Source organism: Rhizobium sp. CB3090 (genome assembly GCF_029714285.1).
GTDB lineage: Bacteria > Pseudomonadota > Alphaproteobacteria > Rhizobiales > Rhizobiaceae > Rhizobium.
Window position 1 is genome coordinate 3,791,069 of record NZ_CP121662.1, and the last position, 26,396, is coordinate 3,817,464.

Genomic DNA, 26,396 nt, shown 5'->3' on the forward strand with positions numbered 1-26,396 from the left:
CATATAGCAGCGCCGCCCCGCGCCGCAAAGCGGAAAAGCAGGGTTTTGTTAGGGATATCCTATGCCTCGGGCATTTGCGGTTGCTGCTGCATCACCCGGCTTGATTCCATCATTCGATCGTGTATTTCTCCTATAGTAGAATTTTGGTGAAGATGATGGATCAGGATCTCGAAAGCGCCATTGGCGCGCGCATCAAAGAGTTGCGGATTGCCCGCGGCCTGACGTTGGATGAGCTGGCGACTGCCTCTGCCGTCAGCCGCGCGATGATCTCGCGCATCGAGCGGGCGGAAGCGAGCCCGACGGCTTCGTTGCTCGCCCGGCTCTGCGCCGCGCTCGGCCTGTCGCTTTCGGCCTTCTTCGCCGAGGAGGAAAAGGATGTATCGCCGCTCGCCCGCCATAACGATCAGCCGGTCTGGCGCGATCCGGAAACCGGCTATGTCCGCCGGGCGGTCTCGCCGGCCGGCACGCAATCGCCCGTCGATCTCGTCGAGGTCAGCTTTCCCGCCGGCGCCCGCGTCAGCTTTCCGCCCAACGCCGCGAGCCGCGGGATGAACCAGCATGTCTGGCTGTTCGAAGGCGAGATGGAAATGACGGTCGGCGAGATCGTGCATCGCCTCTTACCCGGCGACTGCCTGTTCATGGGCATCGGTGACGGTCACGTCTTTTACAATCCGGGCGACAAGCCGGCGCGTTACTGCGTCGTCCTCGATCGTCCCCGGTCATAATCGAAGGATATTTTCATGCCTGATATTCATCTTCTTTCCGCCTCCGAAGCCCGCGCCGTCTCCGCTGATCTCTGCGAGGTCCTTGCCGATTGCGTCAATGGCGGCGCGTCCGTCGGTTTCATGCAGCCCTATGGTCCTGATGACGCCGCTTCCTATTGGCAAAGCGTGGCCGACAGCGTCGAGTCGGGTGCGACTTTGCTCCTGGTGGCTTTCATCGAGGGCAAGATCGTCGGCACTGTCCAGGTCGGCGCCGCGCAGATGCCGAACCAGCCGCATCGCGGCGACCTGAAGAAATTGCTGGTGCATCGCCGCGCCCGCGGCAAGGGCCTCGCCCGGCTGCTGATGGAAGCGGCCGAGCGCGAGGCGGCAAGGTTTGGCAAGACCTTGCTGGTGCTCGACACGGCGACCGGCAGCGATGCGGAAGCCATCTACCCGCGCCTCGGCTGGCAGCGCGTCGGTGTCATCCCCGACTACGCCATGTGGCCCGAGGGCGGGCTTTGCGACACGACCATTTTTTACAAGCGGATTGCGGCTTGAGCGCGATCGATATCATCGCTGTGAAAACACCGCGAGGGCGTCTTCCAGCCGCGAGCCCGGTGCCCAATGCATGGCCTTCCAGCCGAATTGCCGCGCGGCCTCAATGTTGGCTGGGTAGTCGTCGATGAAGGCGATCTCGCCCGGTGCGACGCCGACGCGCTCGGTCGCCAGCCGGAAGAATTCGGGTGCGGGCTTCTGGTAGCCCAGCATGGCGGAATAGAAGATGCCGTCGAAATAGGCGGATAGGTCGAGCTTTTCCATCAGATAGGCGGCGCGGCGATGCTCCTGGTTGGTTGCCAGATACATCGGGATGCTCTTTGCCCTGAGCGCGGCGAGATCGGCGAGCAGGGTCCGGTTGAGGCCGGAATCGTTCTCGAACCAGTAGTCGATCAGCGTTGCGGCGCTGAGCCCCGGTGCGATCTTCTGCAGAACGCTGGCGAGCCGGGGTTCGAGATCGTCGCGGCCGGTCACGACATCGTTCCAATGGTCTTTCCGGAAGAATTCTTCCTGAAGCACATCGCGTCTGAGACCGAGATCGCGTTCCAGATAGGTGCAGTAATGCAGGCCATCGCCAGGCCGGCCATGCACCAGCACGCCGTCGACATCCACCATCAGAACTTTCATGCGGCGCGAATCTCCCAGTTCACTGACGGGCCTGCGGAAGGTGGCGTTGTTTCTCCCGGCGATCAAGAGCGCAGGCGGTTCTTTCTTACGTCCCTCAACCCGTGTAAGCCTCTGCATCAGCGAAGAAACTTAGCCGGCGACAGGAGTTTGCCATGCGCGTCATCTATTCGGAAGATCACAAGCTGAGGGATGCCAAAACCGAACTGCATGATGGCCAGCTCGTGACGCCTTTCGAGGCGCCGTTTCGTGCCGAATGGATTCTGGCGGCGGTGAAGGAGGCGGGCTTCACCGATGTTGTCGCACCGGAAGCGCATGGGCTGGAAACGGCGCGCAAGGTGCATGATCCGGCCTATCTCGATTTCCTGCGGACAGTCTGGGAGCGCTGGGTCGCGGCCGGTTACAAGGGTGAGGCGATCGCCAATTCCTTTCCCGTCCGGCGCACCAGCCAGCGCGTGCCGGAAAACATCGTCGGCATGATCGGCCACTATACCAACGCCGCCGATACCTCGATCACCAAGGGCTCCTATGAAGCGGCCGTTGCATCGATGCGCTGCGCATTGACGGGAGCCGATTGGCTCAATGCCGGCAATCGCTTTGCCTTCGCCCTCTGTCGCCCGCCCGGCCATCATGCCGGCTTCGATCTCTTCGGCGGCTATTGCTTCATCAACAATGCCGCCGTCGCCGCGCAGCGGCTGCGCGACCGCGGCGCGAAGAAAGTGGCGGTGCTCGATGTCGATTTCCATCATGGCAACGGCACGCAGGACATCTTCTATCGGCGCGGCGATGTCTTCACCGCGTCGCTGCATGGCGATCCCATCCATGCCTTCCCCTATTTCCTCGGCCATGCCGACGAGGAGGGCGAAGGTGAAGGCCTGGCGGCGAACCGCAACTATCCGATGCCGCGCGGCACGCCTTGGGAACAATGGTCGGCAGCGCTTGCCGATGCTCTCGGCCGCATCAAGAATTTCGACGCAGAGGCGATCGTGCTTTCGCTCGGCGTGGACACGTTCGAGCGCGACCCGATCTCCTTCTTCAAGCTGACCTCGGAGGATTTCATCCGCATGGGCAAGCTCATCGCCGGCGCGGGCCTACCGGTTTTGACCTGTATGGAAGGTGGTTACGGTGTGCCGGAAATCGGCCTGAACGTCGCCAATGTGCTGAAGGGCCTTGAAGCATGAGGAGGTCTTCCATCAAAGCACCTGATCGCAGGATGAAAAGTTTGAATTTGCCAGCACGCGGCCAGACCTCTAAGAGACCCGCGTAACGGGAGAGGTCATGGATCAGACGCTTATCGAAAGTGGCACGGATGGCGGCGCGGCGCTGATGCCGCATCCGGATGTTGCGCCATCCTCTGGCGGCATCGCGGCCGGGGTGCTCATGTGCGTGATGTCCATGTGCAGCATCCAGTTCGGCTCGGCCTTGTCGTCTCCAATCATCAACGCCTACGGACCGGTCGGTGCGACGTGGCTGCGGCTCGTCTTCGCGTCCGCCGCATTGGCGATCATCGTCCGTCCGAAGATCATGAGCTATAGCCGCTCGCAATGGATCAGCGTGCTGGCACTCGGCTCCGTCTCGGCGTTGATGACGGCTTCCTTCTTTTCGGCGATTGCGCGCATTCCGTTGGGTCTTGCCGTCGCTATCGATTTTCTCGGGCCTCTGCTTGTCGCGACTCTCGGCTTCGGGCTGAGCCGTCAGCTTCTTTGGCCCGTCTTCGCCGGTATTGGCGTTCTGCTATTGGCCTATGACGGCGAAGAATGGGTGGGCAATCTGCCGGGAATCCTCTTTGCCTGCGGCGCAGGGGTGGGCTGGGCCTGCTACATCCTGTTGACGAAGAAGGTCGGCAACGCCTTCAAGGGTCTTGAAGGGCTTTCCATGTCGCTGCTGGTTGCGGCGATCGTTTCGACACCTTTCGGCTTTGCCTCCGCCGTCCCACATCTGACGGCTTCCGGCCTCCTTGAAATAGGCGGCCTGGCACTGCTCGTTCCGCTTCTTCCCTATGTGCTGGAAATGGTGGCGCTGCGCCGCATGCCCACCTCGTCCTTCGGCATTCTCATGAGCCTCGAGCCCGCCATCGCCGCCGTTGCCGGCTTCGTCATCCTGTCGCAACCGATGACGCCGTCGCAGATGTTCGGTACGGCGCTCGTCGTCGCCGCGAGCATCGGGGCAACGGTTTTTGCCACGAAAGGCTGATTGGCGGCGAGTGCGAGGTTTTGTCGTCGGATCGCTAGATTTCGAGTTTGCGGGGCGCGTGCGCGACACCCCGCAAACTCGAAACCCAACATGATCCCTCATCCACGCTGCTGTGCGGGATCATCCGATGCGCACTTAGGATCAATCATATCCTCCGCGGATCCGCGGGATTTGTTTGCTCCCATTATTCTCGCCAGAATATAGAAGCCATGCTGCCCGTCCGGCAATGTCGAGCCAAAGACGCCAACCACCACGTTTTTCATATTCGAGCGGGCTCCATCAACACCGTCTGCGACAAGCTTCAACGGGTTCAAATTTGAAAGGTCATCGGCCGCACGGAATGTTGCCCACCAACCGACATTGGTTCTCAAGTTTGTAAACCGAATGCTTCCAATCTCCGTCGCATGGATCTTCAGCAGAGCGCGAAAGCGAGGCGTCTCGCATCCCATGTGGATATGAAGCCGATCTTGTGTGCGCCAACTTGCGGCGTTTATCGCCAGTGCAAAATCCGGTGGCGAACCCTTCCAGGCACGCGGGCCTATTCCGGCTGATCGCTCTCTCCACGCTGCGTCAAAATAGTTCGGCGCCCCCGCCGCCAGAAGGCGAGGGTCTTCAATGCCGGATACATCGGCGAGCGGCGCAAGAATGGTTCGCTCTTTATCGGTCGGCTCGCGAAGAACGGCGTAGGAAGACAACGGATCCTGCCCCTGAACTATTTTGAGGCACGGATACGGCGATCCTGTCAGTGTAGAGTTAACCTCGCAAGCTCTAACGACCAGCCCCAAAGCAGAGCGGCTGACGAATGAGCTCATGATGATGACGACAATAACGAGAGAAATGGAGAGAATAACGGGGCGATGCTTCATGCGTGATTTCGAAGTTTTGTTGACGAGCCCATCATTTCCAAAGACCTGGCCCTCATGATATTTTACCTTAAAATCCCTTGCGATAGTCGCGGAAGAACCACCGACCTCGATAATTCGGCGGAGATTTCCATTATGGCTGTCGGGACACTAATATTTCCAGAATTTTTGTCGGGCTAAGCAGGAAATATGCAATCATCGAGCCGCACATTGCGCCCAACTTGCTTTAAACGGTCTTTCTCGCCGGATCATCCACCGCCGGATTATAGAAGAGCGATAGCGTCAGGCTCTTGGCGATTCGCTCGGCCGTCGCCATAAACCAGGCCTTGGCTTCATCCGAGGGTGCTATGTCGGCAAGTGTTTCGGAAAACAGCGCCAGCCATTCCGGAAAGAGATCGGGCGCGATGCCTTCGACGCCGAGATGTGCCTGCACCGGCTTACCGCCATAGGCGCCGTTCTTGAAAGCGACCGACGACCAGAAGCGTTTCATCTTCTCCATATGGTCCGGCCAGCGGCCGGCAAGACGTCCGTCAAAAACGGGACCAAGTCTGGGATGGGCTTGAATGCGGCCGTAGAAAGTATCGACAAGCCTGTCGATGAAGGCTGCATCGATGCCCATGCCGGCCATCTCGGCTTCGGCCTTCTCACGAATGCCGGCCAGGTGAGCGGCGCGGCCCTGTATGTCATTATTCACGTGATGCTCCTGCCGCCGCGCAGCATTCGGCGCAGATACGGCGTTGTCGATCCCTATCTATGCATTTTCATGGCGCAACCAAGGCGTCATGCCGCCGTTGCGGCAATCTGTCAAAGTCGCGGTGGTTGGCCTGGCATGATCCTGCCTTAAAAGCGCATCGCAACTGTCGGGACAAGCCTTAGCCCTTGACCCGCGTGATTGTCCACTTTAGCTTAGAATAATTCTAAACATGGAGATTCTTAATGTTGCTCGGGTTTTTCCGCTCGCCAAAACGTTCCTTTGCCTCTTTGACCGAACAGGAAATTCTCGCAATTGCCATCGCCTCGGAAGAGGACGATGCGCGCATCTATCTCGCCTACGCCGATATTCTAAGAGCCAGTTATCCGGACTCCGCCAAGGTGTTCGAGGACATGGCCGAGGTCGAAGACACGCATCGCAAGACGCTGATCGACATGCACCGCAAGCGTTTCGGCGAGCGCATCCCGCTGATCCGGCGCGAACATGTCAGTGGTTTCTACGAACGCAAGCCGGATTGGCTGCGCAAGAACCTCTCGCTCGAAGCCATTCGTGCCGAAGCCGAGGGCATGGAGCAGCAGGCCTATAATTTTTACGTCGAGGCGGGCAAGCGGGTTGCCGACGCCTCGACGCGCCAGCTTCTCGGCGATCTGGCACTGGCCGAACAGGGACATGAAGACATCGCCCGTATGCTCGGCGACAAACACACGCCACAGTCGGTGAAGGAGGAAGAGGACGCGGATGCCCACCGCAAATTCGTCCTGACCTATGTGCAGCCGGGCCTTGCCGGCTTGATGGACGGCTCCGTCTCGACGCTTGCGCCGATCTTCGCCGCCGCCTTCGCGACGCAGCAGACATGGCAGACCTTCCTCGTCGGCCTCTCGGCTTCCGTCGGCGCCGGCATTTCCATGGGCTTCACCGAAGCCGCGCATGACGACGGTAAGATTTCCGGCCGCGGTTCGCCGGTCAAGCGCGGCCTTGCCTGCGGCGTCATGACGGCGCTCGGCGGATTGGGGCACGCGCTTCCCTATCTCATTCCCCATTTCTGGACGGCCACCATCACCGCCGCTATCATCGTCTTCTTCGAGCTTTGGGCGATCGCCTTCATTCAGAACAAATATATGGAGACGCCATTTCTCCGCGCCGCCTTCCAGGTCGTCGTCGGCGGCTCATTGGTGTTGGCCGCCGGCATATTGATTGGAAATGGGTGAGACGCGTTCGGCGAAGCCGACAAAACGATGCAGTGGATCGTTTCCGGCATCGAACATCCTTTTTGGCAAGCTCGGGATGCAGAGCAAGGGCCCGGTGGTACGGCATAGGCGGTGACCTATCCCTGCAGAAGTGTGAGGACAAGCCACACATCACGAAATGTTAAAATTCGGAACGCTCTCTGGGGCCATCTGTTACCAGCACGAGGCCGCTCTTGGCCTCGACTGGAAACCTAAGGAGATAATCCAATGGCAAACCAAGGTGGAAGCCACGAACAGCACGTCAAGGCTGGGCAGCAGAGCCATAAAAACATGGACGACAAGACCCGCAATGCCTCGTCTTCCGGCTCACGCGAACAGCAATCGAGCGGTACGCGTGGTGGTACCCACGAGCAGCATGTGAAGGCCGGTCAGCAAAGCCATAAAAATCACTAATCAATGGCGATCGAATTTGTCCATGCCTAACGGCAGGGACCGTTCTGAGCAGTTTCGGAAAAGCAGAAGGCCGGCAGATCCGCCGGCCTTCTGTATGGATTCTGTTCTTCTATTGCTGCTTACTTGACTGCACCGACCAGGACGTCGTTGCCGTTTTCGATGGTGACCCAGCGGCCGGCATTGTAGCTCGCCTGACGCTTCAGATAGGAATAGGGGGTCTTGTACCAGACCTTCACCTCGTCATCGAGATTATCGAGAATGTAGTCGCCCTGCTGGGTACGCAACGTCAGCACGGCATGGCCCTCGCCATCGGGCTTGCGCACGACCGTCATCAGAAGATTGGCGGCGGAAATGCCCTTCTGCATCAGAAGCTTGCGCTTCAGGAGCGCGAAATCTTCGCAATCACCGGCCGTCTTAGGATATTCCCAATATTCTTCCTGGCCATAGACTTCCATGTCTGTGGCGGGCGTGATGGTCTTGTTGACGCGCAGGTTGATCTGGGTGACCAGCGCCCAGGTGTTGGCATTCATATCGACAGGACCGGTATTGCGCGTCGGACCGCATTCGTCGGTGTGGCGCTCACAAAATTCATAATGCCCGATGGGCTGCGACGTGACGCCGCCGATGGTCATCGATGCTGTGTTCTGGGGGGCCGGCATGGCCGACGACGACATCGCAACAATAGCTGCGAAGGCAACGAATACGCCCTTAATACGCACGCCCACTTTCCTTGTATCGCCCTTGCATTTGTTAACAAATTGTTAATGTAAGGGGGCGCGCCAAGTCAATCGTTACTTAAGTGTTAACAGCGGAACCAGCCTTTATGGTTAATTTCAGCACAATCAAAAGGCTAGTTGTCATAATTCAATGCCTCTTATGATCATCTGATCGCATGCGAACCCTACCCGCGGCGGGGCCGCCAACAGGGTTTTCCTAGAGGCTATCTCAATGTTTTTATGGATGATTATGGAGCGCCAGCATCTCTGCCGCTGTCAATATGCGCTCGATATCCTGCGGTCGGGAAAGCCTATGGTCGCCATCACGCACAAGTGTTAACACGACATCATCGGCCGGCAAATGTTCGACCAATTTTAACGAATGCGCAAAGGGCACATCCTCATCCTGCATGCCCTGCAGGATATGAACCGGGCAGCCGGTTTCAATGATGCCGGTCAGGACGCGGTTGGCGCGGCCGTCCTCGATAAGGGCGCGGGTGAAAATATTCGGCTCGGGACTATATTCCGAGGGCTCCTCGAAATAGCCGCGTTCGGCAAGCGATTTCCGTTCGGTGTCGGAAAGATTGGGCTCGATCAGGTCGATGGTGAAGTCCGGGGCAGGAGCGATCAGCACCAGGCCCTGGATGGCGGGCGTCTTCTTGCGCTTGCGCAGTTCCTGGATGAGCCTCAGCGCGATCCAGCCGCCCATGGACGAGCCGACGAGGACGATGCGCTTCGGCTTGGCATAGTCGATAACGGCGAGCGCCTCTTCCAGCCAGCGCGAGATCGTGCCCTCGGTGAAGACGCCGCCGGATTGGCCGTGGCCCGAATAGTCGAAGCGGATGCAGCCGAGGCCTAATCGTTCGGCCAGTACATCGAGCTCCAGCGCCTTGGTGCCGCTCATATCGGAACGATAGCCGGAGAGCCACACGAACGTCGCGCCCTTTGCACCTTTCCTGGCCGCGCGCAATTGCACAGCTATCTGCCGTTGATCGCCGACGTTGCCCACGGAAACGAAGGTCGGTTCAAGATTGGCTAAGGCTTCGGACATCGGAAACTCCCGGAATTTTGTGCTCTATAAAGCAGATTCGCACGCGCGTAACCGCAAAAATCCTTCCGATTTCTGAAGAAGCTCACGCGCTATTTTGCGATGTTGCTGTGTCCTTTGCGCATCTTACGGCTGCGCGGCACAGTAATGGTGCACGGGAGATGATTTTTTCCTGACATCATGCTATTGACTTCACCGCAGCTTTTACGACATTTCCGTCAGTTGCGCCGACGGGAGCGAGAGGCTGCAGCAAATCCGAAACAATTCGTGGAGAGTACGACCATTCGCAGACCCTTTAAAGCCGACGCGCCCGTAAAGGACGGGCCGCGTTCCAACAGGGAAATTCGCATTCCCAAAGTTCAGCTCATCACGGCTGACGGCCAGAATATGGGCATCGTCCCGACCGACCAGGCATTGAGAATGGCAGAGGAGGCCGGTCTCGATCTGGTGGAGATTTCCCCCAATGCTGAACCGCCTGTGTGCAAGATCCTCGATCTGGGCAAGCTGAAATATGCCAACCAGAAGAAGGCGGCCGAGGCGCGCAAGAAGCAGAAGGTCGTCGAAGTCAAAGAAATCAAGATGCGTCCCAACATCGACACCCACGACTATGAGGTGAAGATGAAGGCGATCGGCCGTTTCTTCGAGGAAGGCGACAAGGTGAAGGTGACCTTGAAGTTCCGCGGCCGTGAAATGGCCCACCAGGAACTCGGCATGAAGCTTCTCCAGCAGGTCAAGGAAGATACGCTCGAGATCGCCAAGGTCGAAGCCGAGCCCAAGCTCGAAGGCCGTCAGATGATGATGGTGCTTGCGCCGAAGTGAGGCGCGAGCAGAAGTAAGAGGCCGGAGCCGTCCCAAGGGGCGGCTTTTTCCTTTTGTGGCGCCGGCCGAAAGGCTTGGCAACGAACCAGCTGCGGCTATCGCGTGGGTGTATGATCCGTCGCCAAGCCTGCACGGAGCTTTGTATTATTCTACAAAATCCTGGGGTTTGACATCTTCGGCGCCGTGCTTGACGCGTAGGATGACGATCCGGTCGTGATAAGAGCGATAATAAATACAGCGACCGCGGTAGGGAAAGCCACGCAAACCCTCCACGAGATGGTCTCGAGGCGAGCCGGTGAAGTCGACTTCGGCGATCCATGCAATTTTCGTCGTCAGATCGGCCAGAAATTCCTGGGCATAGTGTGGACTGCTTGCGGCGATATAGCGCCGGATGCTTCTAAGATCTTCCAAAGCCGAAGGTGCGATAATCAGCCGTTTCGACTTGCCGGCCTCAGCCGTCATTCATAACATCCTTTAGCAGGGCGGCGCTATCAGAATACTCCCTGCCAAGGCCCGCCTTAATTTCAGCGTCGGCGATGCTTATGTCTTGGCGTAGCGCTTGCATCTTCAGTTCATGGTCGGCAAGCATACGGATTCCTGCGCGAACGGCCTCGGTTTCCGTACCGAAACGTCCGTTCTTGACGAGGTCCGCGAGGATACCGTCATAGGTATCCCCGAGGGAAAATGTCTTCGCACGCGCCATGGCAATAGGCTCCTTCGCCTTAGATTATGGTAAAAACTAATATTATTGCAATATATTTTACGGCCCGTTCGATCCAAAAAATCACCGCTGATTGAACGCTTCGTTTCGGAAACTTTTATCCGCTAATGCTGCCGACATCGCTTTGATGAAAATCCCGTGACGGCCCGTTGCACTTACGGGCGACTGCGGTTATAAGCGCGCGTCCGAACTGACCGGCAGGGCATGCCGTGGCAGTTCAGAATGCTGGCGGAGCGGTTCATCACCGTTTCAGCCGTTCAACAACAAACGCTCCGGCACCTTGTTGCAGCCCGGCTTGGCCGGATCTGTGGGAAGGGCTTTTAGCAAAGCACGCCAGGAAGCATCGAAGGAGTAGCAAAATGCCCAAGATGAAGACGAAGTCGTCTGCCAAGAAGCGGTTCAAAATCACCGCGTCCGGCAAGGTCAAGGCAGCCGCTGCTGGCAAGCGCCACGGCATGATCAAGCGTACCAACAAGTTCATTCGCGACGCCCGCGGCACCATGGTTCTCGCAGAACCGGATGGCCGTAAGATTGTCAAGAACTACTTGCCGAACGGTCTCTAAGACTATTCGTAACGCTATAGACTAAGGAGATCATGACATGGCACGCGTAAAAAGAGGCGTTACCGCCCACGCCAAGCACAAGAAGGTTCTGAAGCAGGCCAAGGGCTTCTACGGCCGCCGCAAGAACACCATCCGTACCGCCAAGGCGGCCGTCGACCGTTCCAAGCAGTATGCTTACCGCGACCGCAAGGTCAACAAGCGCAATTTCCGCGCCCTCTGGATCCAGCGCATCAACGCTGCCGTCCGCGAATTCGGCCTGACCTATGGCCGCTTCATCGACGGTCTGAACAAGGCTGGTATCGAAGTCGACCGCAAGGTTCTCTCCGACATGGCGATCCATGAGCCGGAAGCCTTCGGTGCGCTCGTCGCAGCCTCCAAGAAGGCCCTGGAATACCTCAAGGACGCCGGCACGAAGAACGAATTCGAAGCTGTTGTGAGCTAACACAGCTTCGCACGTAGTTCGTGTATTCATTGCAAACCCGCGTCGGCAAACCGGCGCGGGTTTTGCGTTCCGCCGCAGGCGCAATCGAGCCTATTGGCCTGGTCAAAGCGTGTGCCGCCGCAGGCGATGGCCGAACTTCGGCACATGACCCGCATTCTCAGCGGGTTTTTGTCATTTGCCCGGTTGATTGGCCGCGTGCACATGGGTAGTGATCTGCAGCGCTTCATCGTTGCCACCAGCTATCCGATGGATGTGTTCACCAATTATTCTGCGGATAGCGGCGCGGTGAGCCCGCCCTCCGCAAGGCAGGACAAGATGACGGAACTCGATACTCTTGAAACCCAACTCATGGCCGACGTGGCCGCTGCCACGGACGAGCAGGCAATCGAAGCCGTCAGGGTGTCCGCTCTCGGCAAGAAGGGCTCGGTTTCGGAACTGTTGAAGACGCTGGGCTCGATGTCGCCGGAAGAGCGGCAGACGCGGGGTGCGGCGATCAATGCGCTGAAGAATTCGGTGACCGACGCCATCAACGCCCGCAAGGGGGCGCTGCGCGATGCCGCGATCGAGGCCAAGCTGAAGGCAGAGACGCTGGATGTCAGCCTGCCGGTGCGCTCCTCGCCGGCCGAGCGCGGCCGCATCCATCCGATCAGCCAGATCGTCGACGAGATCACCGCCATCTTCGGCGACATGGGCTTCTCGATCGCCGAAGGGCCCGATGTCGAGACCGATTATTATAACTTCACGGCGCTGAACTTCCCGGAAGGGCACCCCGCCCGCGAAATGCACGACACCTTCTTCTTCCAGCCGGACGAGAAGGGTGAGCGCAAGGTGCTGCGCACGCACACCTCGCCGGTGCAGATCCGCACGATGGAAGCCTCGAGCCCGCCCATCCGCATCATCATTCCCGGAAAGACCTATCGCCAGGACAGCGACGCCACGCACTCGCCGATGTTCCATCAGGTCGAAGGCCTTGTCATCGACAAGACGGCGAATGTCGCCAATATCCGCTGGGTGCTCGAAGAGTTCTGCAAGACCTTCTTCGAGGTCGACAATGTGACGATGCGTTTCCGCCCGTCCTTCTTCCCCTTTACCGAGCCGTCATTCGAGGTCGATATCCAGTGCGACCGCTCCGGCCCGATCGTCAAGTTCGGTGAGGGCACCGACTGGATGGAAATCCTCGGCTGCGGCATGGTGCATCCGAACGTGCTGCGCTACGGCGGTCTCGATCCGGACGAATATCAGGGCTTTGCCTGGGGGATGGGCCTCGACCGCATCGCCATGCTGAAATACGGCATGCCCGACCTGCGCGACTTCTTCAACGCCGACGTCCGCTGGATGAACCACTACGGCTTCCGCCCGCTCGACATGCCGACGCTGTTCGGCGGTTTGAGCGTGTAACGGACGCTAAGTTTGCCGTGGCAGAAGGGTCGTTATGAGCGGTGAATACATTCCATTGATCGTGACTGTCTTAGGACTGGTTGGTGCCGCAATCACCTACACGTATCAGCGGAATGTCGACCGGAAGACCACTCTGATGGAGCTGCGGCGAAAAGCTTACCGCGACTATTTAAGAGCTTTTCTCTTGATGACTGGCACGCCTGAACGTGATGAGGAAATACAAAACAGTCTTCTCGCAGCAGAGTTCGAACTGTTGGTGGTCGGCTCGGATCAAGTTGTGAAGTGCGTTGGTGCTTTGTCCCAATATTATGCGGAGACCAATCATGATCGCTTCAACAGAAGTGGCTCCAAAGTGCGGAGTTTGGTGGCTGAGGTATGTCGAGCGATGAGGCAAGATTGCTTTGAAGGAACCGACCTGAGCATCGATGAAATCCAGGCCATCGTGCCTATTGTCTGATTTGGAAGAGATCGACCGATGAAATTCACACTCTCCTGGCTGAAAGAGCATCTGGATACCGACGCCACGCTCGATGAGATTTGCGCTCGCCTGACGATGATCGGGCTGGAGGTCGAAGATGTCGACGACAAGGCGGCGTTCAAGCCCTTCGTCATCGCCAAGGTGCTGTCAGCCGAAAAGCATCCGCAGGCTGACCGGCTGAAGGTGCTGATGGTCGACAACGGCTCCGGCAAGCCGGTTCAGGTCGTTTGCGGCGCACCGAATGCGCGTGCTGGCCTCGTTGGCGCCTTCGCGGCTCCCGGCACCTATGTTCCCGGCATTGACGTGACGCTTATGGTCGGCAATATCCGCGGCGTCGAAAGCCACGGCATGATGTGCTCGGAAAAGGAGCTGGAAATCTCCGACAGCCATGACGGCATCATCGATCTGCCGGAAGATGCGCCCGTCGGCACCAGCTTCGCCGCCTATGCCGGCCTCGATGATCCTATGATCGAGATCAACCTGACGCCAAACCGCCCGGATTGCACCGGCGTCTATGGCATCGCCCGCGATCTAGCTGCTTCCGGCCTCGGCACGCTGAAGCCGCGCCTGACGCCAACCTTCGCTGTCGACGGCGATACGCCGACCGAGCTGAAGATCGAGCTTGACGATGCGCGTCTTTGCCCCGGCTTCGCCCTGCGCTTGGTGCGCGGCGTCAAGAACGGCCCGAGCCCGAAATGGATGCAGCAGCGGCTGCTCGCCATCGGCCTCCGCCCGATCAGCGCGCTGGTCGACATCACCAACTACATGACTTTCGATCAAGGCCGGCCGATGCACGTCTTCGATGCGGCCAAGGTCAAGGGCAACCTTGTTGTCCGCCGCGCCAGGGAAGGCGAAACCGTGCTGGCGCTGGACGAGCGCGAATACAAGCTCAACCCCAGCAACGTCGTCATCTCCGACGATAACGGCGTCGAGTCGATCGGCGGCATCATGGGCGGCGAGCATTCCGGCTGCGATGAGAACACGGTCGACGTGCTGATCGAATCGGCGCTTTGGGATCCGATGAACATCGCCAAGACCGGCCGCAGCCTCGGCATCATCTCCGATGCCCGTTACCGTTTCGAGCGCGGCGTCGATCCGGAATATATGGCTCCCGGTCTGGAGCGGACGACCGAGCTGGTGCTTGCCTGCTGCGGCGGTACCGCTGCGAAGGCGAGGGTCGTGGGCTACAAGGGTTATGACGCGAAGATCGTCGATTTCCCCTTCTCCGAGGTCAAGCGTCTGACCGGCCTTGACGTTTCCATGGAAGAGGGCAGGTCGATCCTGACGAAGCTCGGCTTTTCGGTTTCCGGCTCCGGTGAGCGGGTTTCGGTTGCCGTGCCCTCATGGCGGCCGGATGTCGATGGCAAGGCCGATCTCGTGGAAGAGATCATGCGCATCCACGGCGTCGACAACATCAAGCCGGCGCCGCTCACAAGCCACAACGCCGTCAACGGCAAGATCTTGACGACGCTGCAGATCCGCACCCGCACCGCCAAGCGCGCGCTTGCATCGCGCGGCATGCTGGAAGCCGTCACCTGGTCGTTCATCTCGGAAGACCAGGCCAAGCTTTTCGGCGGCGGTTCCAACGCGCTGAAGCTTGCCAATCCGATCGCCGCCGACATGTCGGACATGCGCCCCTCGCTCTTGCCGGGCCTGCTGTCGGCCGCGCAGCGCAATGCCGACAAGGGTTACGGCGATGTCGCGATCTTCGAAGTTTCCGGCACCTATGAAAACGACAGGCCGGAAGGCCAGCGGCGCGTCGCCGGCGGCATCCGCCGCGGCACCGCCTCACTCACCGGTGCCGGCCGTATGTGGTCGAATGCCGCCAAGGGCGGCGGCAAGCCGGTCGATGTCTTCGATGCCAAGGCCGACGCGCTTGCCGTCATCGAAGCCTGCGGCCTGCCGATGGGCAATATCCAGATCGAACAGGGTGGCCCCGCCTGGTATCATCCGGGCCGTTCCGGCACGATCAAGATGGGCCCGAAAGTCGTCCTCGGCTATTTCGGCGAATTCCATCCGAAGACACTGGAAGCGCTCGATGTCACCGGCGCGCTCGCCGGCTTCGAGGTCTATATCGACGCCATGCCGGAGCCGAAGAAGAAGACCACGCGCACCAAACCGCCCTTGGAGCTCTCGTCTTTCCAGGCAGTCAAGCGCGATTACGCCTTCGTGGTCGATAAGACGGTGGAAGCCGGCGCCATCATCCGCGCCGCCGTTGGCGCCGACCGCAAGCTGATCACCGCCGTCAATGTCTTCGATATTTTCGAGGGCGCGTCGCTGGGTGACGGCAAGAAGTCCATCGCCATCGAAGTGCAGATCCAGCCGGCCGAACGCACGCTGACCGACGAGGATTTCGAGGCGCTGACCCAGAAGATCGTCGCCAATGTGACGAAGACGACGGGCGGAGTTTTGCGGGGGTAATGAGATTGTCCTTCTCCCCTCGGGAGAAGGTGCCCAAAGGGCGGATGAGGGGGCGAGGACCTTCAGCACCGAGCGTTCTGAGCGGAAGCGAAGAACAACCCTTACGGTGCAGCGCCGCCCCCTCAACCCGCGCGTGCCGCGCGTACCTTCTCCCCGCTGGGGCGAAGGTTTCGATCTACCTATGCAAATGATAGACTTTGTTGACGATGGTCCATCGTCCGTCGATCTTCAGCAGTGACAGATAGTCGGAGAAGCGCATGCCGGCGAATTCGTCGACGACTTTGACGCTCGCAGCATCGCCCTCGATATCGATCAGCTCGATCTCCATCAGCGGCACCGTGTCAGGTGGTGCACTGCCTTCTTCGACGATCGCGGTAATGTATTCGTCGCGCGTCATCCACTCCACCGCGCCCTGATAATTGCCTATGATCGCGACCCGTGGATGCAGCGCTTTGCGCAAAGCCGGCTCATTCGCGAATGCCATGCCATCGACATAGAGGTGAACAACTGCGCGGATTGCTTGCTCTTCCGACATCTCGCCGTTCCTCGCTTGAGTGCCTGTTAATATAGCATAAACGCCCAGACAGGCAAAAACGCCGACACGCTCACAATATTTATCAGGCCCTATTCCACGAAAACCCGTACGCTCGCGGCCCGGCCGGCGGCATCGATGACGGTCAGCGTCGAATAGCCCGCGCCATCCGGAATCCATTGGTTGGTGCGGCGACGCGAGAGGTCGGGCAGCGGCTTGCCGTTGGCGAGCCAGCGGAACGGCGCCCGGCCGCCCTGCAGCTTCAGCGCCAATGGCATTAGCGGGCTGGCGCCGCTGCTTGCGCCAAGGTCGACGCGCGCGCCCTCGGGCGGGTAGACGATCTGCGGCGCCGGTTCGCGGGTCGAGGCCGACAGCAGGCCGGCGGCGGTAACCGAAAAGCGTCGCTGGCTGATCGGCAGTTCGGTGGCGGAAATGCGCACCGCGCCCATGGGAGGCGGCGGAAACGGCGCGATGGCGACGCCAGACTTGGCAAATCCTTCGAACAGGATGGGCGCGGCCGAGACATAGCCAGCCAGTCCCGGCACCGCGCCATTGTCCGGCCGGCCCACCCAGACGCCAAGCACATGCGCGCCGTCATAGCCGACGGACCAGGCATCGCGGTTGCCGTAGCTGGTGCCGGTCTTGTAGGCGATGCCGAGCTGCTTGCTGCCGGCCGGCGCGATGATGTCGGAGAGAATGTCGGTGATGTTCCAGACGGCCACCGGCTCCATCAGCGGCTCGCCTTCGATCGGCCCCGGCTGATCCTGGATACCGTCGCCGATCCGCATCGGCTTGCCGCGGTTGGCAAGGCCGGCATAGAGCTGCACCAGATCCTTCAGCGTGATGCCGACGCCGCCGAGACCGATGGCAAGGCCGGGCGCTTCATTGGGCGGCAAGACAGGCTTCACCTCGGCGCGACGGAAGCGCACGAGCAGCCGCGTCGGTCCGACCGCATCGAGCAGGCGCACGGCCGGTACATTGAGCGACAGTTGCAGCGCCTCGCGCACGCTGACATCGCCCTGGTAGGTCATGTCGAAATTGTGCGGACGATAGCCGTAGAAATCGGCGGGGCGATCTTCGATGATGGTTTCTTGAGCGACATATCCCTCCTCGAAGGCAAGGCCGTAGATGAAGGGCTTCAACGTCGAACCGGGCGAGCGCAGGACGCGGGTCATGTCGATCCAGCCGGAGCGGCTGGAATCGAAATAATTGGCCGAGCCGACTTCGCCAACGATCTCGCCGGTATGCGCATCCGCCATCACCATGGCGACCGAGACTTTCGGTCCCAAGCGCTTCGATGCCTCATCGGCCACGGTTTCCAGGCCCTGCTGAATATTCCGGCGCAGCGTCGTGTGGTGCTGGATGATACTGGGTTCCTTGCGCAGTGCAGCTTCTGCGAGATGCGCGGCATAGGCTGGCAATTGCCGCCGCTTGGCCGGGACGGGAACGAGTGCGGCCCGTTCCGCCTCGCCATCGCCGACGGCAGCCGAAACGGCGGCCCGGTCGAGCACGCGGCGGCGGGCCGCCTCGGCGCTCGCAAGATTGCGGTCGGGCCGGCGCTTTTCCGGGAGTTGCGGCAGAGCGACAAGCAAGGCCGCCTGCGCGACTGTCAAATGCCGCGGCTCCTTGCCGAAATAGGCGAGGCTTGCGGCCCGCACACCCTCCAGATTGCCGCCATAGGGCGCATGCGTCAGATAAAGATCGAGAATCTGTTCCTTGCTGAGCCGCCGCTCGATCTGGATGGCGCGGACGATCTGCAGCAGCTTCGCGGTCACCGACCGTTCGCTACGCGGCTCGATCAGCCGTGCCACCTGCATTGACAGCGTCGAGCCGCCGGAGACGATGCGGCCATGGCTGACGAGCTGCAGAAAGGCGCGGCCGAGCGCCACCGGATCGACGCCGCGATGGTCGTAAAAGCGCCGGTCCTCATAGGCGACCAGCATGCGCAGGAATTGCGGATCGACATCGGCGACATCGGTTTTCAGCCGCCAGCGCCCCTCCGGCGTGGCGAAGGCGCGAAGCAGCTCGCCATTGGCATCCAGCACTTCAGGCGAAACGACGCCGGCCTTGTCGAGCGGCGGCGGAAAGGCGCGGTCGGCGGTGTCAAGGCCGAAGGCGAGCGCCGCCACCGAAAGGGCGCTCACCCCGATACCGATCGCAATTTTCCACCGCGTCTTCATTGCCTTCTCTTACTGCTGCGCTGCCAGCACCTCCATGCGGCCCATGGCCGTGCGGGCCGAGAATTGCGGACGGTACATGTCCTCGACGCTTGCGGCCGGATGATCGTAAGTGCCAGGCGTAACGGCGCGCACGACATAGGCGAAGCTGAGATCGCGGTCGGACGATTGGTCGAAGGCGGCGACGAAGCGGTCGTTGCGGAACTCGACGTGGGCCGGCTGCACATCGCTCAGCCAGTCGAAGTTCGAAAGCTGCGCGCTGTTGACGATGCTTGGATTGTCGATCTCGAAGCCGGCCGGTAACAGGTCAGTGACGAGAACACGCGACGGCCAGTCGTTGGTTTCCGTGATATGCAGCACGACGACGTAACGTTCGTTCTGCTGTGCCTGGCTGACATTCGCCTCCTCGCCGTCGAGCGTGTAGTATTTGCGTTCGATGGTGAAGCCGTCGCCGCCGGCCGGCAGCGGCGTTACCGGGGCCGCGACGGTGGTCACGGAGGCTGACAGCGGCTGGCGGGTGGTGTTGGTGACGGTCAGCGGATGGCCCATCAGGGCGTCGCCGGTCATCTGGGCCATGTAAGCGCCGCTATGCGCAGCGCCGTTGACATCGAGCGTCAGGCCGTCATCGCCGTTCTGCAGGGCGCGGGCGGCGAGCAGCATCCAAGTCTGTTCCTGGGTGCTGGTATAGGTCTTGGTCTGCCATTCCTTGGCAACGACACCAGCCAGTTCCGGAATGATCGGCGGCACGGGGCGGCTTTCGGCGGCAAGCGCCAGCACGGCCGCGCCGTCGCGCAGCGACGAACCGTAGTCGGAGCGGGCGAAGCTGACCTTCGTCACCGCCGCCTTTTGCGACATCTGCAGCGCATCGATGAAGATATTGCGCGAGCGCTGCGCGTCGCCATAAAGCGCCAGAGCCGCCGCCAGATGCGCCTTGGAGAGCGGCGTCGGGAAGTCGTTCAGCATGGTGTCGGCGTAGTAGCGCAGATCGCTGATCGAAGCCTTCTTGTTGCGGGCGAGCACGTAGAGCGCATAGGCGATCTCGTTGCCCTGATCCTTGACGTTGGTGTTGATGCTCAGCGAATTCTGCAAGTTCTCCAGCGCCTGCACCATAGCCTGATCCGGCACCGTGTATTTCTGCTCGCGGGCACGGGTCAGGAAGTCGGTGACATAGGCATCGAGCCAGAGATCGCCGGAACCGGGAGCCCAGAGGCCGAAGCTGCCGGTCGACGACTGATAGGACGTTTCGCGATAGATCGCGTCCTGAATGCGCTTATGAATTTCAGCGTCGTCAGCAAGACCGTTCTTGATCGCCATCTCGCTGAAATAGAGCAGCGGCAGCGAGCTGCTGGCCGTCTGCTCGGCGCAGCCATAGGGATAGTGGCTGAGGCTCATCAGCAAAGCCGGCACATCAAAGGCGCTGGAGCGGCTGACATTGACGCTGACGGAAGCGCCCGGCAGCACGCTGTCGGCGAGCAGATCGGCATTGACCGTCAGGCTCTTGCCGGGTGCGAGCGTAATCAGCCGCCGTTCGGTCACCGGTAATTGTGCCGGCCGGACCGGTATGTCGACCGATTGGTCGAGCGACATTCCCGAAGCATTGGACAGATTGATCGCGACCGTGCCGGCACCCGGTTGTCCGCCGGTCAGAGGCAAGGTGATATCGTATTTGCCGCCTTGTTTCAGGTTGATCGTCTGCTGCGCGGCACTGGCATCGACGGTCACGGCCGAGTTGCCGGTCACTGCCAGCTTATAATCGCCGGCAGGCGCGTCGGTATTGGCGATATCGAGCCGGAGATTGGCCTTATCCCCCGGAGCGAGAAATTTCGGCAGGCTGGCGGTGACCACGACCGGGTCGCGGATGATCACGTCCTGCGTGGCATGGCCGATGCCGGCCTTTGACCAGGCAACCGCCATCAGGCGCGCCGTGCCGTTGAACTGCGGAATGTCGAAGCTGACATTGGCCTTGCCGCTGGCGTCGAGCTTGATCGGACCGGAAAAGAAGGCGATCAGCTTTTCCGTCGGCGGGCTCGCCTGCAGGGCCGCCTGTCCGCCGTCGCCGCCGGTGCGCAGCCGCCCGGTGGCGCCGAGCGAGCCGTCGATCAGGCGGCCGTAGAGGTCGCGGATTTCGAGGCCGAGCTGGCGCTGGCCGTAATACCAATCGTCCGGAACCGGCGGCTGGTAGCGCGTCAGGTTGAGAATGCCGACATCGACGGCGGCGACGGTGACGTAGGCATCCTCGTTGGCGCCTGCGCCCGCCACCTGCACGCCGATATTCAGCGGCTGGCGCGGCAAGGTCTTCTGCGGCGCATCGAGCTTGACCTGCAGCTTGCGTTCGCCGGGATCGACGGTCGCCCATTTGATGCCGATCGCGCGCATCGGCATGCGGCTTTCCTGCGCGTCGCCGGGACGGAAGAGGGTGGCGGTCACATAGGTGCCCGCCCCCCAATCGGCGGTGACGGGAATGTCGACTTCGCCGCCGGTCGTGCCGATGTCGGCATTGGTCACCGAGATCAGCGTTTCGGAGCCGGCCGTCACCATCAACTGGCCGGCATAACGAGAGGTTACCTTCAGCTTGGCCGTATCGCCGACATGGTAGTTGTCCTTGTCGAGCGCGATCTCCAGCGCATCCGGCGTTTGCGTCGAGGTGGAAGCGACATACCAGCCGGCGTCGAATTCGACACTGGATTGCGGGCCGTTCGTATCGGCGGTCTCCACCTCCAGCCGGTAGCGGCCCCAGGTGACCGGCACGGAAATTTCCGCGCCATCCGTCGTGGCATTGACCGTGCCGGTGGCGACCTGTTTTGTCGAGGCGACGGCTTCGTACTTCCAGCTACTGCCGTCGCGATACCATTGGTAGTCGCGCTCGACGGCGAGCAGCTTCCAGGTCAGGCCCTGCATGGCCTGCTTCTGGCCGTTCTGGTCGACGGCGATGACGTGGAAATTGCCGATCGAATTTTCGCCGAGATCGCCGTCGAATTCCGGCTTGATGCCGATCCGCGGCCCATCAGCCTTGACCGGCAGCGTCAGCGAGCGCTCGACAGCACGGCCGCCGGCCTCCTGCATGCGGACGGTGATGTTGGCGTTGAGGAGCTGCGTGGTTGAGGGCGTATCAGCGATGGTAACGTCGAAGGTCGTCTTGCCGTCTTCGTCCAGCGCCTGCAGGTCTTCCAGCGGCACTTGCGAGCTCTCGGCCTTGTTGTCGCTGCTGCTGTCGCTATCGCTGTTATCCTGTCCGGCGGCCTCGTCGGCAAGGCCGAATTCGTAGCCCTTATAGTCGTCGCTCTCGCGCGTCGGCTTTAGCGTTACTTCGCCTTCGAGGCTGAGGCCCGCGGCCGGCGCGCCATAGAGATAGCGCCCTTCGATATTGACGGGCGTCGGCTGGCCGACTTCGATCGCCTTGGCGTCGCTCTTCATGTCGAACTCGAAGCGATCCGGCACGAAATCGTCAACGAGGAAGGTCTGCGAGCCGATGGAGGCGCCCTTCGGGTCGGTATAGATGTTCATCGTCCAGGTGCCGCGCATCGAGGTCTGTTGCAGCGGCAGGTCGACATTGTAGCCGCCGAGCTTGCCGCCGTCGGTCACGATGCGACGGTCCTCGACGCCATCGGGGCGCAGGAAGACGAAGGTGAGCGGCAGGTTCTCGATCGCCATGGAGCTGACGTCGCGGGCAAGAGCGGAGGCATGCACTGTCTCGCCAGCGCGGTAGATGCCGCGTTCGGTCCAGGTGAGCAGATCGATCGCGCCCGGCGCCGTGCGGCCGGTGACGCCGCGGTCGGAGAGATCGAATCCGGCGCGGGTCATGTCGAGGAAGACGTAATCCTGATCGCCGTTCTGCGCTGTGATGACGGCCGGCGTCATGCCAGCAGTGCCGCGCATCAGGCCGGCGCTGAAGGTGGCGCGGCCATTCGCATCGGTCTTCGCTGTGCCGAGGATTTCATTGTTCTTGGCGAGCAGTTGCAGCTCGACGCCGGCGATCGGCTTGGCACTGGCGAGGGAGCGGGTGAAGACGTTCAAGCCGTCCGTGCCGGCATAGGTCGTAACGCCGATATCGGAGACGACGAACCATTGCGTTGCCTGCGGATCCCATTCCTGGCCGGCGTTCGGTGCGACCGCGGTCAGGACATAGACGCCGGGCTTGCGCTTCGGCAGGGCCTCGTCGATGGGGAAGCTCGTCACGACATCCTTGTTGAGATCCTGCTGGATATCGATCGAGCCCTGCCAGACCAACTCGCCGCTGGTGTCCTGAATGGTCTGGGCGCTATAGCTGTCCATCTGCGTCAGGAACTGCGAATTGTTGAGCAGTTGCGCGATATTGCGGTCGCCGATGCGGTAGAGCTTCAAGTTGGCGGTGGTGGCGTTGACCGAAACCAGCGGAATGCCGCGACGCGCTGTCGACGGCAGCACGAAATTGTCGCCGGTGAAGCGGATCGAGGCGGTGCGGTCCTTGACGTAGACCTCGATGTCCACCTGGGCGGCAAGATCTTCATCGACGGAGGAAGGCAGGCCGCGGCGCAGCGAAATCTTATAACGCTGACCGAAATCGAGGCCTTCGACGCAGATCTGGTTGTCCTTGGCATCGACGCCCTTCGGAGCGGCGCCATTGACGGTGACGAAAGGCGTATAGTCGACGCCGCTCTTCACCAGCTTTTCGGAGAATTGCAGGCAGGCGCGGGGCGAAGCGTTGTCGTTGTCAAGCGTGTTGCCGGTGACGCGGAAGCCCTGGCGGGCTCTCAGATCCTCATAGGCGGCCTGAACCGTCGGCGAGCCGGCCAGGGCGAGGCTTGCCTTGTAGGCGCTGAGCGCCTGACGATAATTCTGCGCGTTCTGCAGAGAGCTGGCGAGCACGGCGAGCGCGTCGGCGCGGCTCCGCGTCGTGCGGGAAAGCTGATAGCCGTTGAGGGCAGCATAGGCCGCCTGGGTGGCGACGGTCGTGTCGTTCGTTATGGTGTTGGCGGCCCGCGCCATCTCGACCCAAAGCGCGCCATTGTCAGGCGCCAGCGATAGCGCACCCTGGAAGGCGTTCAATGCGTTGTTGACGTTACCGGAGGTCAGCTCGATGCGGCCGAGCGCCGTCAGGCTTTCGACGCCCTGTCCTTTCAATTCGTTGGCAAGCATGAGCCTGCTCTTCGCATCGCGCGCGGCCTGTACGAAATTGTCGGAAAGGAAGGGAAGAGCGGGTGCGGCGCCGATATCCGGCTCGTTGGCGGCCGCAGTTTCGACAATCTTGCCCGCAACAGCGCCGGGGAAGCTGTTGAGCTGGTTGAAATCGGACTTCAGGAAGCACCATTTCACCTTGGGATTATAGGTGAAGGCCTTGCAGGACTTGTCGCCGATGCAGGATGTCGAGCATTGATCCAGCGTGACATTCTGCTCGGTGCGCAGATCGAAGCCGAAGTAATCGCCGTCCGGCGTGGTGACCACCTGCCGCTTGGCATCGGCGGCGCTCGCGGGTGTCAAAGCGACGAAGGTGGCTATAAGAAAAGCGGAAAGTCCGATAAACGCGCGCTTAGACATAAGTCCCCCCAACGCTGCCCGTTTCGATTGGCCGCACTCTTCAAACTTCGGGCTAATTTGTCAACCGAGCGTGGAGACGTAAATGCGCGATTTCGACTATACCGATCTGTTCGGCTGCCGCTTAGAGGCCATGCTTTCGCAGCTTTCGTAAAGGTGCCAACGAAAAAGCATCGACACCAGCGAGGGAACGCCGGTGCCTATGTTGCGTGCGAGAAGCTGACGATGCTCCTACAGGTTCGTCATGGCTAGCGAGGCATCCGAATAGCGCTTGCCGGCCACCAGATCGGGCGGGATGACATCGCTCAATTCCTGCAGTTCGCTGGCCGAGAGCGTGATATCGGCGGCGGCGGAGTTCTGTTCCAGATGGTGCAGCTTGCGGGCGCCGGGGATCGGTACGATGTCGTCGCCCTGGTGCAGCACCCAGGCGAGTGCGAGCTGTGCTGCGGTGACGCCCTTGTCCTTGGCGAGGACTTCGAGCTTGGCGACGAGGGCGGCGTTGGCGTCGAAGTTTTCACCCTGGAAACGCGGCACGTTGCGGCGGAAGTCATCGGCTGCGAGGTCGCCCACGTTGCGGATCGCACCGGTCAGGAAGCCGCGACCGAGTGGGCTATACGGCACAAAGCCGATGCCGAGTTCACGGCAGGCAGCAAGCACCTCTTCCTCCGGATCGCGGCTCCACAGTGAGTACTCGCTTTGCACGGCGGCAATCGGATGCACAGCATGGGCGCGGCGGATGGTGGCGGCACCGGCTTCCGAAAGCCCGAGCGCACGCACCTTGCCCTCCTTCACCAGCTCCGCCATCGCGCCGACTGTATCCTCGATCGGAACGTTCGGATCGACGCGGTGCTGGTAGAAGAGGTCGATGACATCGGTGCCGAGCCGCTTCAGCGAGGCTTCGGCCACCTCTTTCACATGTTCCGGCCGGCTATCGACGCCGATCATCGCTGCCGGACCTGACTTTTCCGGATCGAGCTTGAAGCCGAACTTCGTCGCAATGACGACGCGGTCGCGGACGGGCTTCAGCGCACGGCCGACCAGCACCTCGTTGGTGAAGGGGCCGTATGTTTCGGCCGTATCGAAAAAGGTTACGCCGAGATCGACGGCTCTATACAGCGTTTTGATGGATTCATTGTCATCGGTTGCGCCATAGGCGAAGCTCATTCCCATGCAGCCGAGGCCGACAGCGGAGACGGAGAGTTCCTTGCCGAGTTTGCGGGTTTTCATAGTCGTGTCCTTCTGAGCTTAATTCTGGTCCGCGGCGACATTCTCGCCAGCCGCGTGACGAGAGAGAAATTATGTCTGCCGATAGCGAATGAAAATGCATGCAAATGCAAATGGGCTGTTCTATTATTTAGATCAATGAACAGAACTCAGCTCTCCCAATTGGCAGTCCTCGCCGCCGTTGCCGCCCATCGGAGCTTCCGTGCCGCCGGCAAGGAATTATCGATCGCGCCCTCTGCCGTCAGTCATGCGGTCTCCAGCCTCGAGGAAAGCCTCGGCGTGCGGCTGCTTGCCCGCACCACCCGAAGCGTTTCGCCGACGGAGGAGGGCAAGCTGCTGCTGGAACGTCTGGCGCCAGCGCTGCAGGAGATCGACATTGCATTGGAGGATACGCTTGCCGCCCGTGGGCGCCCGGCCGGCAATCTCCGCATCACCGCACCGCGTTTTGTCACCGACCTGCTGCTTGCCCCGCGCCTCGGCGATTTCCTGAATACCTATCCCGATATCACGCTGGAGATCGCCAATGAGGACGGCTTTATCGATATCGTCCGGGAGGGCTTCGACGCCGGTATCCGGCTGGAAGAGAGCCTGGAGGCGGATATGATCGCGGTGAAGATATCGCCCGACATCCGCACGGTCATCGCCGGATCCCCGGCCTATTTCGAGAAACATCCGAAACCTTTGCATCCGCGCGATCTTGTGCATCACCGCTGCATCAAGCGACGTTTCACCAATGGCGCGATCTATCGCTGGGAATTCGAGAAGGACGGCCGCGAGCTTGTTGTCGCCGTTGATGGCCCGCTGATCGTCGGGGAAGATCAACTCGCGGTTCTGGCAGCGCTGAATGGGGCAGGGCTCGCCTATCTATTCGATATGCGCGTTCAGCAGAAACTCGCCGAAGGCCAGTTGATCCGCGTGCTTGAAGACTGGTGCCCGTCTTATCCTGGCCCCTATGTTTATTACCCCAGCCGCCGCCAGATGCGCCCGGCACTCAGGGCCTTCATCGATTTCTTCAAATATTCAGGGCAGTAAGAGCAGCGGGAAAGCCCGCCGCT

At 60.7% G+C, this 26,396-nt stretch carries 24 protein-coding genes; 13 read left to right on the top strand and 11 right to left on the bottom strand.

The annotated features are described in order from the left end of the window. The first annotated feature begins 155 nt into the window (after nt 1–155). Nucleotides 156–725, top strand: coding sequence for a helix-turn-helix transcriptional regulator (locus tag QA646_RS18240; protein WP_283058911.1), 570 nt, complete (start codon nt 156–158; stop codon nt 723–725). 15 nt (nt 726–740) lie between these two features. Further along, complete coding sequence (locus QA646_RS18245; RefSeq protein WP_283056777.1) at nt 741–1,262, top strand: GNAT family N-acetyltransferase; 522 nt, start codon at nt 741–743, stop codon at nt 1,260–1,262. A 12-nt stretch (nt 1,263–1,274) separates the two neighbouring features. On the opposite strand, the gene QA646_RS18250 is transcribed toward QA646_RS18245, so the two are convergent. Beyond that, nucleotides 1,275–1,886, bottom strand: a complete 612-nt coding sequence (locus QA646_RS18250) for an HAD-IA family hydrolase (RefSeq protein WP_283056778.1) — start codon at nt 1,884–1,886, stop codon at nt 1,275–1,277. A 152-nt stretch (nt 1,887–2,038) separates the two neighbouring features. Here QA646_RS18250 and QA646_RS18255 point away from each other — a divergent pair, with 152 nt between their 5' ends. Further along, entirely contained in the window at nt 2,039–3,064 is a 1,026-nt protein-coding gene (locus QA646_RS18255) for a histone deacetylase family protein (protein WP_283056779.1), read from the top strand. 97 nt (nt 3,065–3,161) lie between these two features. Next, nucleotides 3,162–4,076, top strand: coding sequence for an EamA family transporter (locus QA646_RS18260; RefSeq protein ID WP_283056780.1), 915 nt, complete (start codon nt 3,162–3,164; stop codon nt 4,074–4,076). A gap of 98 nt (nt 4,077–4,174) precedes the next feature. Here QA646_RS18260 and QA646_RS18265 read toward each other — a convergent pair whose 3' ends face one another. Next, nucleotides 4,175–4,942, bottom strand: a complete 768-nt coding sequence (locus QA646_RS18265) for a CDP-diacylglycerol diphosphatase (RefSeq protein WP_283056781.1) — start codon at nt 4,940–4,942, stop codon at nt 4,175–4,177. A 223-nt stretch (nt 4,943–5,165) separates the two neighbouring features. Further along, nucleotides 5,166–5,633, bottom strand: a complete 468-nt coding sequence (locus QA646_RS18270) for a truncated hemoglobin (RefSeq protein WP_283056782.1) — start codon at nt 5,631–5,633, stop codon at nt 5,166–5,168. A 242-nt stretch (nt 5,634–5,875) separates the two neighbouring features. Between QA646_RS18270 and mbfA the strand changes: the two genes are divergently transcribed. Beyond that, nucleotides 5,876–6,859 (top strand): iron exporter MbfA, encoded by a 984-nt coding sequence (gene mbfA / locus QA646_RS18275; RefSeq protein WP_283056783.1) that lies wholly within the window; start codon nt 5,876–5,878, stop codon nt 6,857–6,859. 246 nt (nt 6,860–7,105) lie between these two features. After that, nucleotides 7,106–7,291 carry a hypothetical protein gene (locus tag QA646_RS18280; RefSeq protein ID WP_283056784.1) on the top strand — a complete coding sequence of 62 codons (186 nt, stop codon included), beginning with the start codon at nt 7,106–7,108 and terminating at the stop codon, nt 7,289–7,291. A 119-nt stretch (nt 7,292–7,410) separates the two neighbouring features. Here QA646_RS18280 and QA646_RS18285 read toward each other — a convergent pair whose 3' ends face one another. Both QA646_RS18285 and QA646_RS18290 read right to left on the bottom strand, forming a co-directional pair. After that, nucleotides 7,411–8,010 carry a transglutaminase-like cysteine peptidase gene (locus QA646_RS18285; protein WP_283056785.1) on the bottom strand — a complete coding sequence of 200 codons (600 nt, stop codon included), beginning with the start codon at nt 8,008–8,010 and terminating at the stop codon, nt 7,411–7,413. A gap of 235 nt (nt 8,011–8,245) precedes the next feature. After that, nucleotides 8,246–9,058, bottom strand: coding sequence for an alpha/beta hydrolase (locus QA646_RS18290; protein WP_283056786.1), 813 nt, complete (start codon nt 9,056–9,058; stop codon nt 8,246–8,248). Between the two features lie 279 nt (nt 9,059–9,337). Here QA646_RS18290 and infC point away from each other — a divergent pair, with 279 nt between their 5' ends. Continuing rightward, nucleotides 9,338–9,874: a translation initiation factor IF-3 gene (infC, locus tag QA646_RS18295; protein ID WP_283058912.1), complete on the top strand. Its 537-nt coding sequence runs from the start codon at nt 9,338–9,340 to the stop codon at nt 9,872–9,874. A 144-nt stretch (nt 9,875–10,018) separates the two neighbouring features. Here the strand turns inward: infC and QA646_RS18300 are convergent, their stop codons facing one another. Together QA646_RS18300 and QA646_RS18305 are read right to left on the bottom strand one after the other, a co-directional pair. Then, nucleotides 10,019–10,336 carry a type II toxin-antitoxin system RelE/ParE family toxin gene (locus tag QA646_RS18300; RefSeq protein ID WP_283056787.1) on the bottom strand — a complete coding sequence of 106 codons (318 nt, stop codon included), beginning with the start codon at nt 10,334–10,336 and terminating at the stop codon, nt 10,019–10,021. Next, nucleotides 10,326–10,577: a type II toxin-antitoxin system ParD family antitoxin gene (locus tag QA646_RS18305; RefSeq protein ID WP_283056788.1), complete on the bottom strand. Its 252-nt coding sequence runs from the start codon at nt 10,575–10,577 to the stop codon at nt 10,326–10,328. Before QA646_RS18305 ends, QA646_RS18300 begins: the two co-directional genes overlap by 11 nt. Before the next feature lie 377 nt (nt 10,578–10,954). Between QA646_RS18305 and rpmI the strand changes: the two genes are divergently transcribed. From rpmI to pheT, 5 genes are all read left to right on the top strand, one after another. Beyond that, nucleotides 10,955–11,158 (top strand): 50S ribosomal protein L35, encoded by a 204-nt coding sequence (gene rpmI, locus QA646_RS18310; RefSeq protein ID WP_283056789.1) that lies wholly within the window; start codon nt 10,955–10,957, stop codon nt 11,156–11,158. 37 nt (nt 11,159–11,195) lie between these two features. After that, nucleotides 11,196–11,600: a 50S ribosomal protein L20 gene (gene rplT / locus QA646_RS18315; protein ID WP_283056790.1), complete on the top strand. Its 405-nt coding sequence runs from the start codon at nt 11,196–11,198 to the stop codon at nt 11,598–11,600. A 315-nt stretch (nt 11,601–11,915) separates the two neighbouring features. Next, nucleotides 11,916–12,998, top strand: a complete 1,083-nt coding sequence (pheS, locus tag QA646_RS18320; RefSeq protein ID WP_283058913.1) for a phenylalanine--tRNA ligase subunit alpha — start codon at nt 11,916–11,918, stop codon at nt 12,996–12,998. Between the two features lie 34 nt (nt 12,999–13,032). Then, nucleotides 13,033–13,455 (top strand): hypothetical protein, encoded by a 423-nt coding sequence (locus tag QA646_RS18325; protein WP_283056791.1) that lies wholly within the window; start codon nt 13,033–13,035, stop codon nt 13,453–13,455. An 18-nt stretch (nt 13,456–13,473) separates the two neighbouring features. Continuing rightward, nucleotides 13,474–15,897: a phenylalanine--tRNA ligase subunit beta gene (gene pheT, locus QA646_RS18330; RefSeq protein WP_283056792.1), complete on the top strand. Its 2,424-nt coding sequence runs from the start codon at nt 13,474–13,476 to the stop codon at nt 15,895–15,897. Nucleotides 15,898–16,072: 175 nt separating this feature from the next. Here pheT and QA646_RS18335 read toward each other — a convergent pair whose 3' ends face one another. From QA646_RS18335 to QA646_RS18350, 4 genes are all read right to left on the bottom strand, one after another. Then, on the bottom strand, nt 16,073–16,432 hold the full coding sequence (locus tag QA646_RS18335) for a nuclear transport factor 2 family protein (protein WP_283056793.1): 360 nt from the start codon (nt 16,430–16,432) through the stop codon (nt 16,073–16,075). An 89-nt stretch (nt 16,433–16,521) separates the two neighbouring features. Further along, nucleotides 16,522–18,609 (bottom strand): penicillin-binding protein 1C, encoded by a 2,088-nt coding sequence (gene pbpC, locus QA646_RS18340; protein ID WP_283056794.1) that lies wholly within the window; start codon nt 18,607–18,609, stop codon nt 16,522–16,524. Nucleotides 18,610–18,618: 9 nt separating this feature from the next. After that, on the bottom strand, nt 18,619–24,120 hold the full coding sequence (locus QA646_RS18345; protein WP_283056795.1) for an alpha-2-macroglobulin family protein: 5,502 nt from the start codon (nt 24,118–24,120) through the stop codon (nt 18,619–18,621). 228 nt (nt 24,121–24,348) lie between these two features. Then, a complete protein-coding gene (locus tag QA646_RS18350) occupies nt 24,349–25,344 on the bottom strand; it encodes an aldo/keto reductase (RefSeq protein WP_283056796.1) in 996 nt (331 codons plus the stop codon). A gap of 135 nt (nt 25,345–25,479) precedes the next feature. Between QA646_RS18350 and QA646_RS18355 the strand changes: the two genes are divergently transcribed. Further along, on the top strand, nt 25,480–26,373 hold the full coding sequence (locus QA646_RS18355) for a LysR family transcriptional regulator (RefSeq protein WP_283056797.1): 894 nt from the start codon (nt 25,480–25,482) through the stop codon (nt 26,371–26,373). The last annotated feature ends 23 nt before the right edge of the window (nt 26,374–26,396 follow it).

Excerpts from the sequence above, each read along its gene's own strand:
- QA646_RS18255 (WP_283056779.1), top strand. The coding sequence starts at position 2,039 with ATGCGCGTCATCTATTCGGAAGATCACAAGCTGAGGGATGCCAAAACC.
- QA646_RS18245 (WP_283056777.1), top strand. The coding sequence starts at position 741 with ATGCCTGATATTCATCTTCTTTCCGCCTCCGAAGCCCGCGCCGTCTCC.
- QA646_RS18280 (WP_283056784.1), top strand. The coding sequence starts at position 7,106 with ATGGCAAACCAAGGTGGAAGCCACGAACAGCACGTCAAGGCTGGGCAG.
- QA646_RS18290 (WP_283056786.1), bottom strand. The coding sequence starts at position 9,058 with ATGTCCGAAGCCTTAGCCAATCTTGAACCGACCTTCGTTTCCGTGGGC.
- pheS (WP_283058913.1), top strand. The coding sequence starts at position 11,916 with ATGACGGAACTCGATACTCTTGAAACCCAACTCATGGCCGACGTGGCC.
- QA646_RS18355 (WP_283056797.1), top strand. The coding sequence starts at position 25,480 with ATGAACAGAACTCAGCTCTCCCAATTGGCAGTCCTCGCCGCCGTTGCC.
- QA646_RS18250 (WP_283056778.1), bottom strand. The coding sequence starts at position 1,886 with ATGAAAGTTCTGATGGTGGATGTCGACGGCGTGCTGGTGCATGGCCGG.
- rplT (WP_283056790.1), top strand. The coding sequence starts at position 11,196 with ATGGCACGCGTAAAAAGAGGCGTTACCGCCCACGCCAAGCACAAGAAG.
- QA646_RS18335 (WP_283056793.1), bottom strand. The coding sequence starts at position 16,432 with ATGTCGGAAGAGCAAGCAATCCGCGCAGTTGTTCACCTCTATGTCGAT.
- QA646_RS18265 (WP_283056781.1), bottom strand. The coding sequence starts at position 4,942 with ATGAAGCATCGCCCCGTTATTCTCTCCATTTCTCTCGTTATTGTCGTC.
- rpmI (WP_283056789.1), top strand. The coding sequence starts at position 10,955 with ATGCCCAAGATGAAGACGAAGTCGTCTGCCAAGAAGCGGTTCAAAATC.
- QA646_RS18305 (WP_283056788.1), bottom strand. The coding sequence starts at position 10,577 with ATGGCGCGTGCGAAGACATTTTCCCTCGGGGATACCTATGACGGTATC.
- QA646_RS18325 (WP_283056791.1), top strand. The coding sequence starts at position 13,033 with ATGAGCGGTGAATACATTCCATTGATCGTGACTGTCTTAGGACTGGTT.
- QA646_RS18240 (WP_283058911.1), top strand. The coding sequence starts at position 156 with ATGGATCAGGATCTCGAAAGCGCCATTGGCGCGCGCATCAAAGAGTTG.
- pbpC (WP_283056794.1), bottom strand. The coding sequence starts at position 18,609 with ATGAAGACGCGGTGGAAAATTGCGATCGGTATCGGGGTGAGCGCCCTT.
- QA646_RS18300 (WP_283056787.1), bottom strand. The coding sequence starts at position 10,336 with ATGACGGCTGAGGCCGGCAAGTCGAAACGGCTGATTATCGCACCTTCG.
- QA646_RS18350 (WP_283056796.1), bottom strand. The coding sequence starts at position 25,344 with ATGAAAACCCGCAAACTCGGCAAGGAACTCTCCGTCTCCGCTGTCGGC.
- QA646_RS18345 (WP_283056795.1), bottom strand. The coding sequence starts at position 24,120 with ATGTCTAAGCGCGCGTTTATCGGACTTTCCGCTTTTCTTATAGCCACC.
- mbfA (WP_283056783.1), top strand. The coding sequence starts at position 5,876 with ATGTTGCTCGGGTTTTTCCGCTCGCCAAAACGTTCCTTTGCCTCTTTG.
- QA646_RS18260 (WP_283056780.1), top strand. The coding sequence starts at position 3,162 with ATGGATCAGACGCTTATCGAAAGTGGCACGGATGGCGGCGCGGCGCTG.
- pheT (WP_283056792.1), top strand. The coding sequence starts at position 13,474 with ATGAAATTCACACTCTCCTGGCTGAAAGAGCATCTGGATACCGACGCC.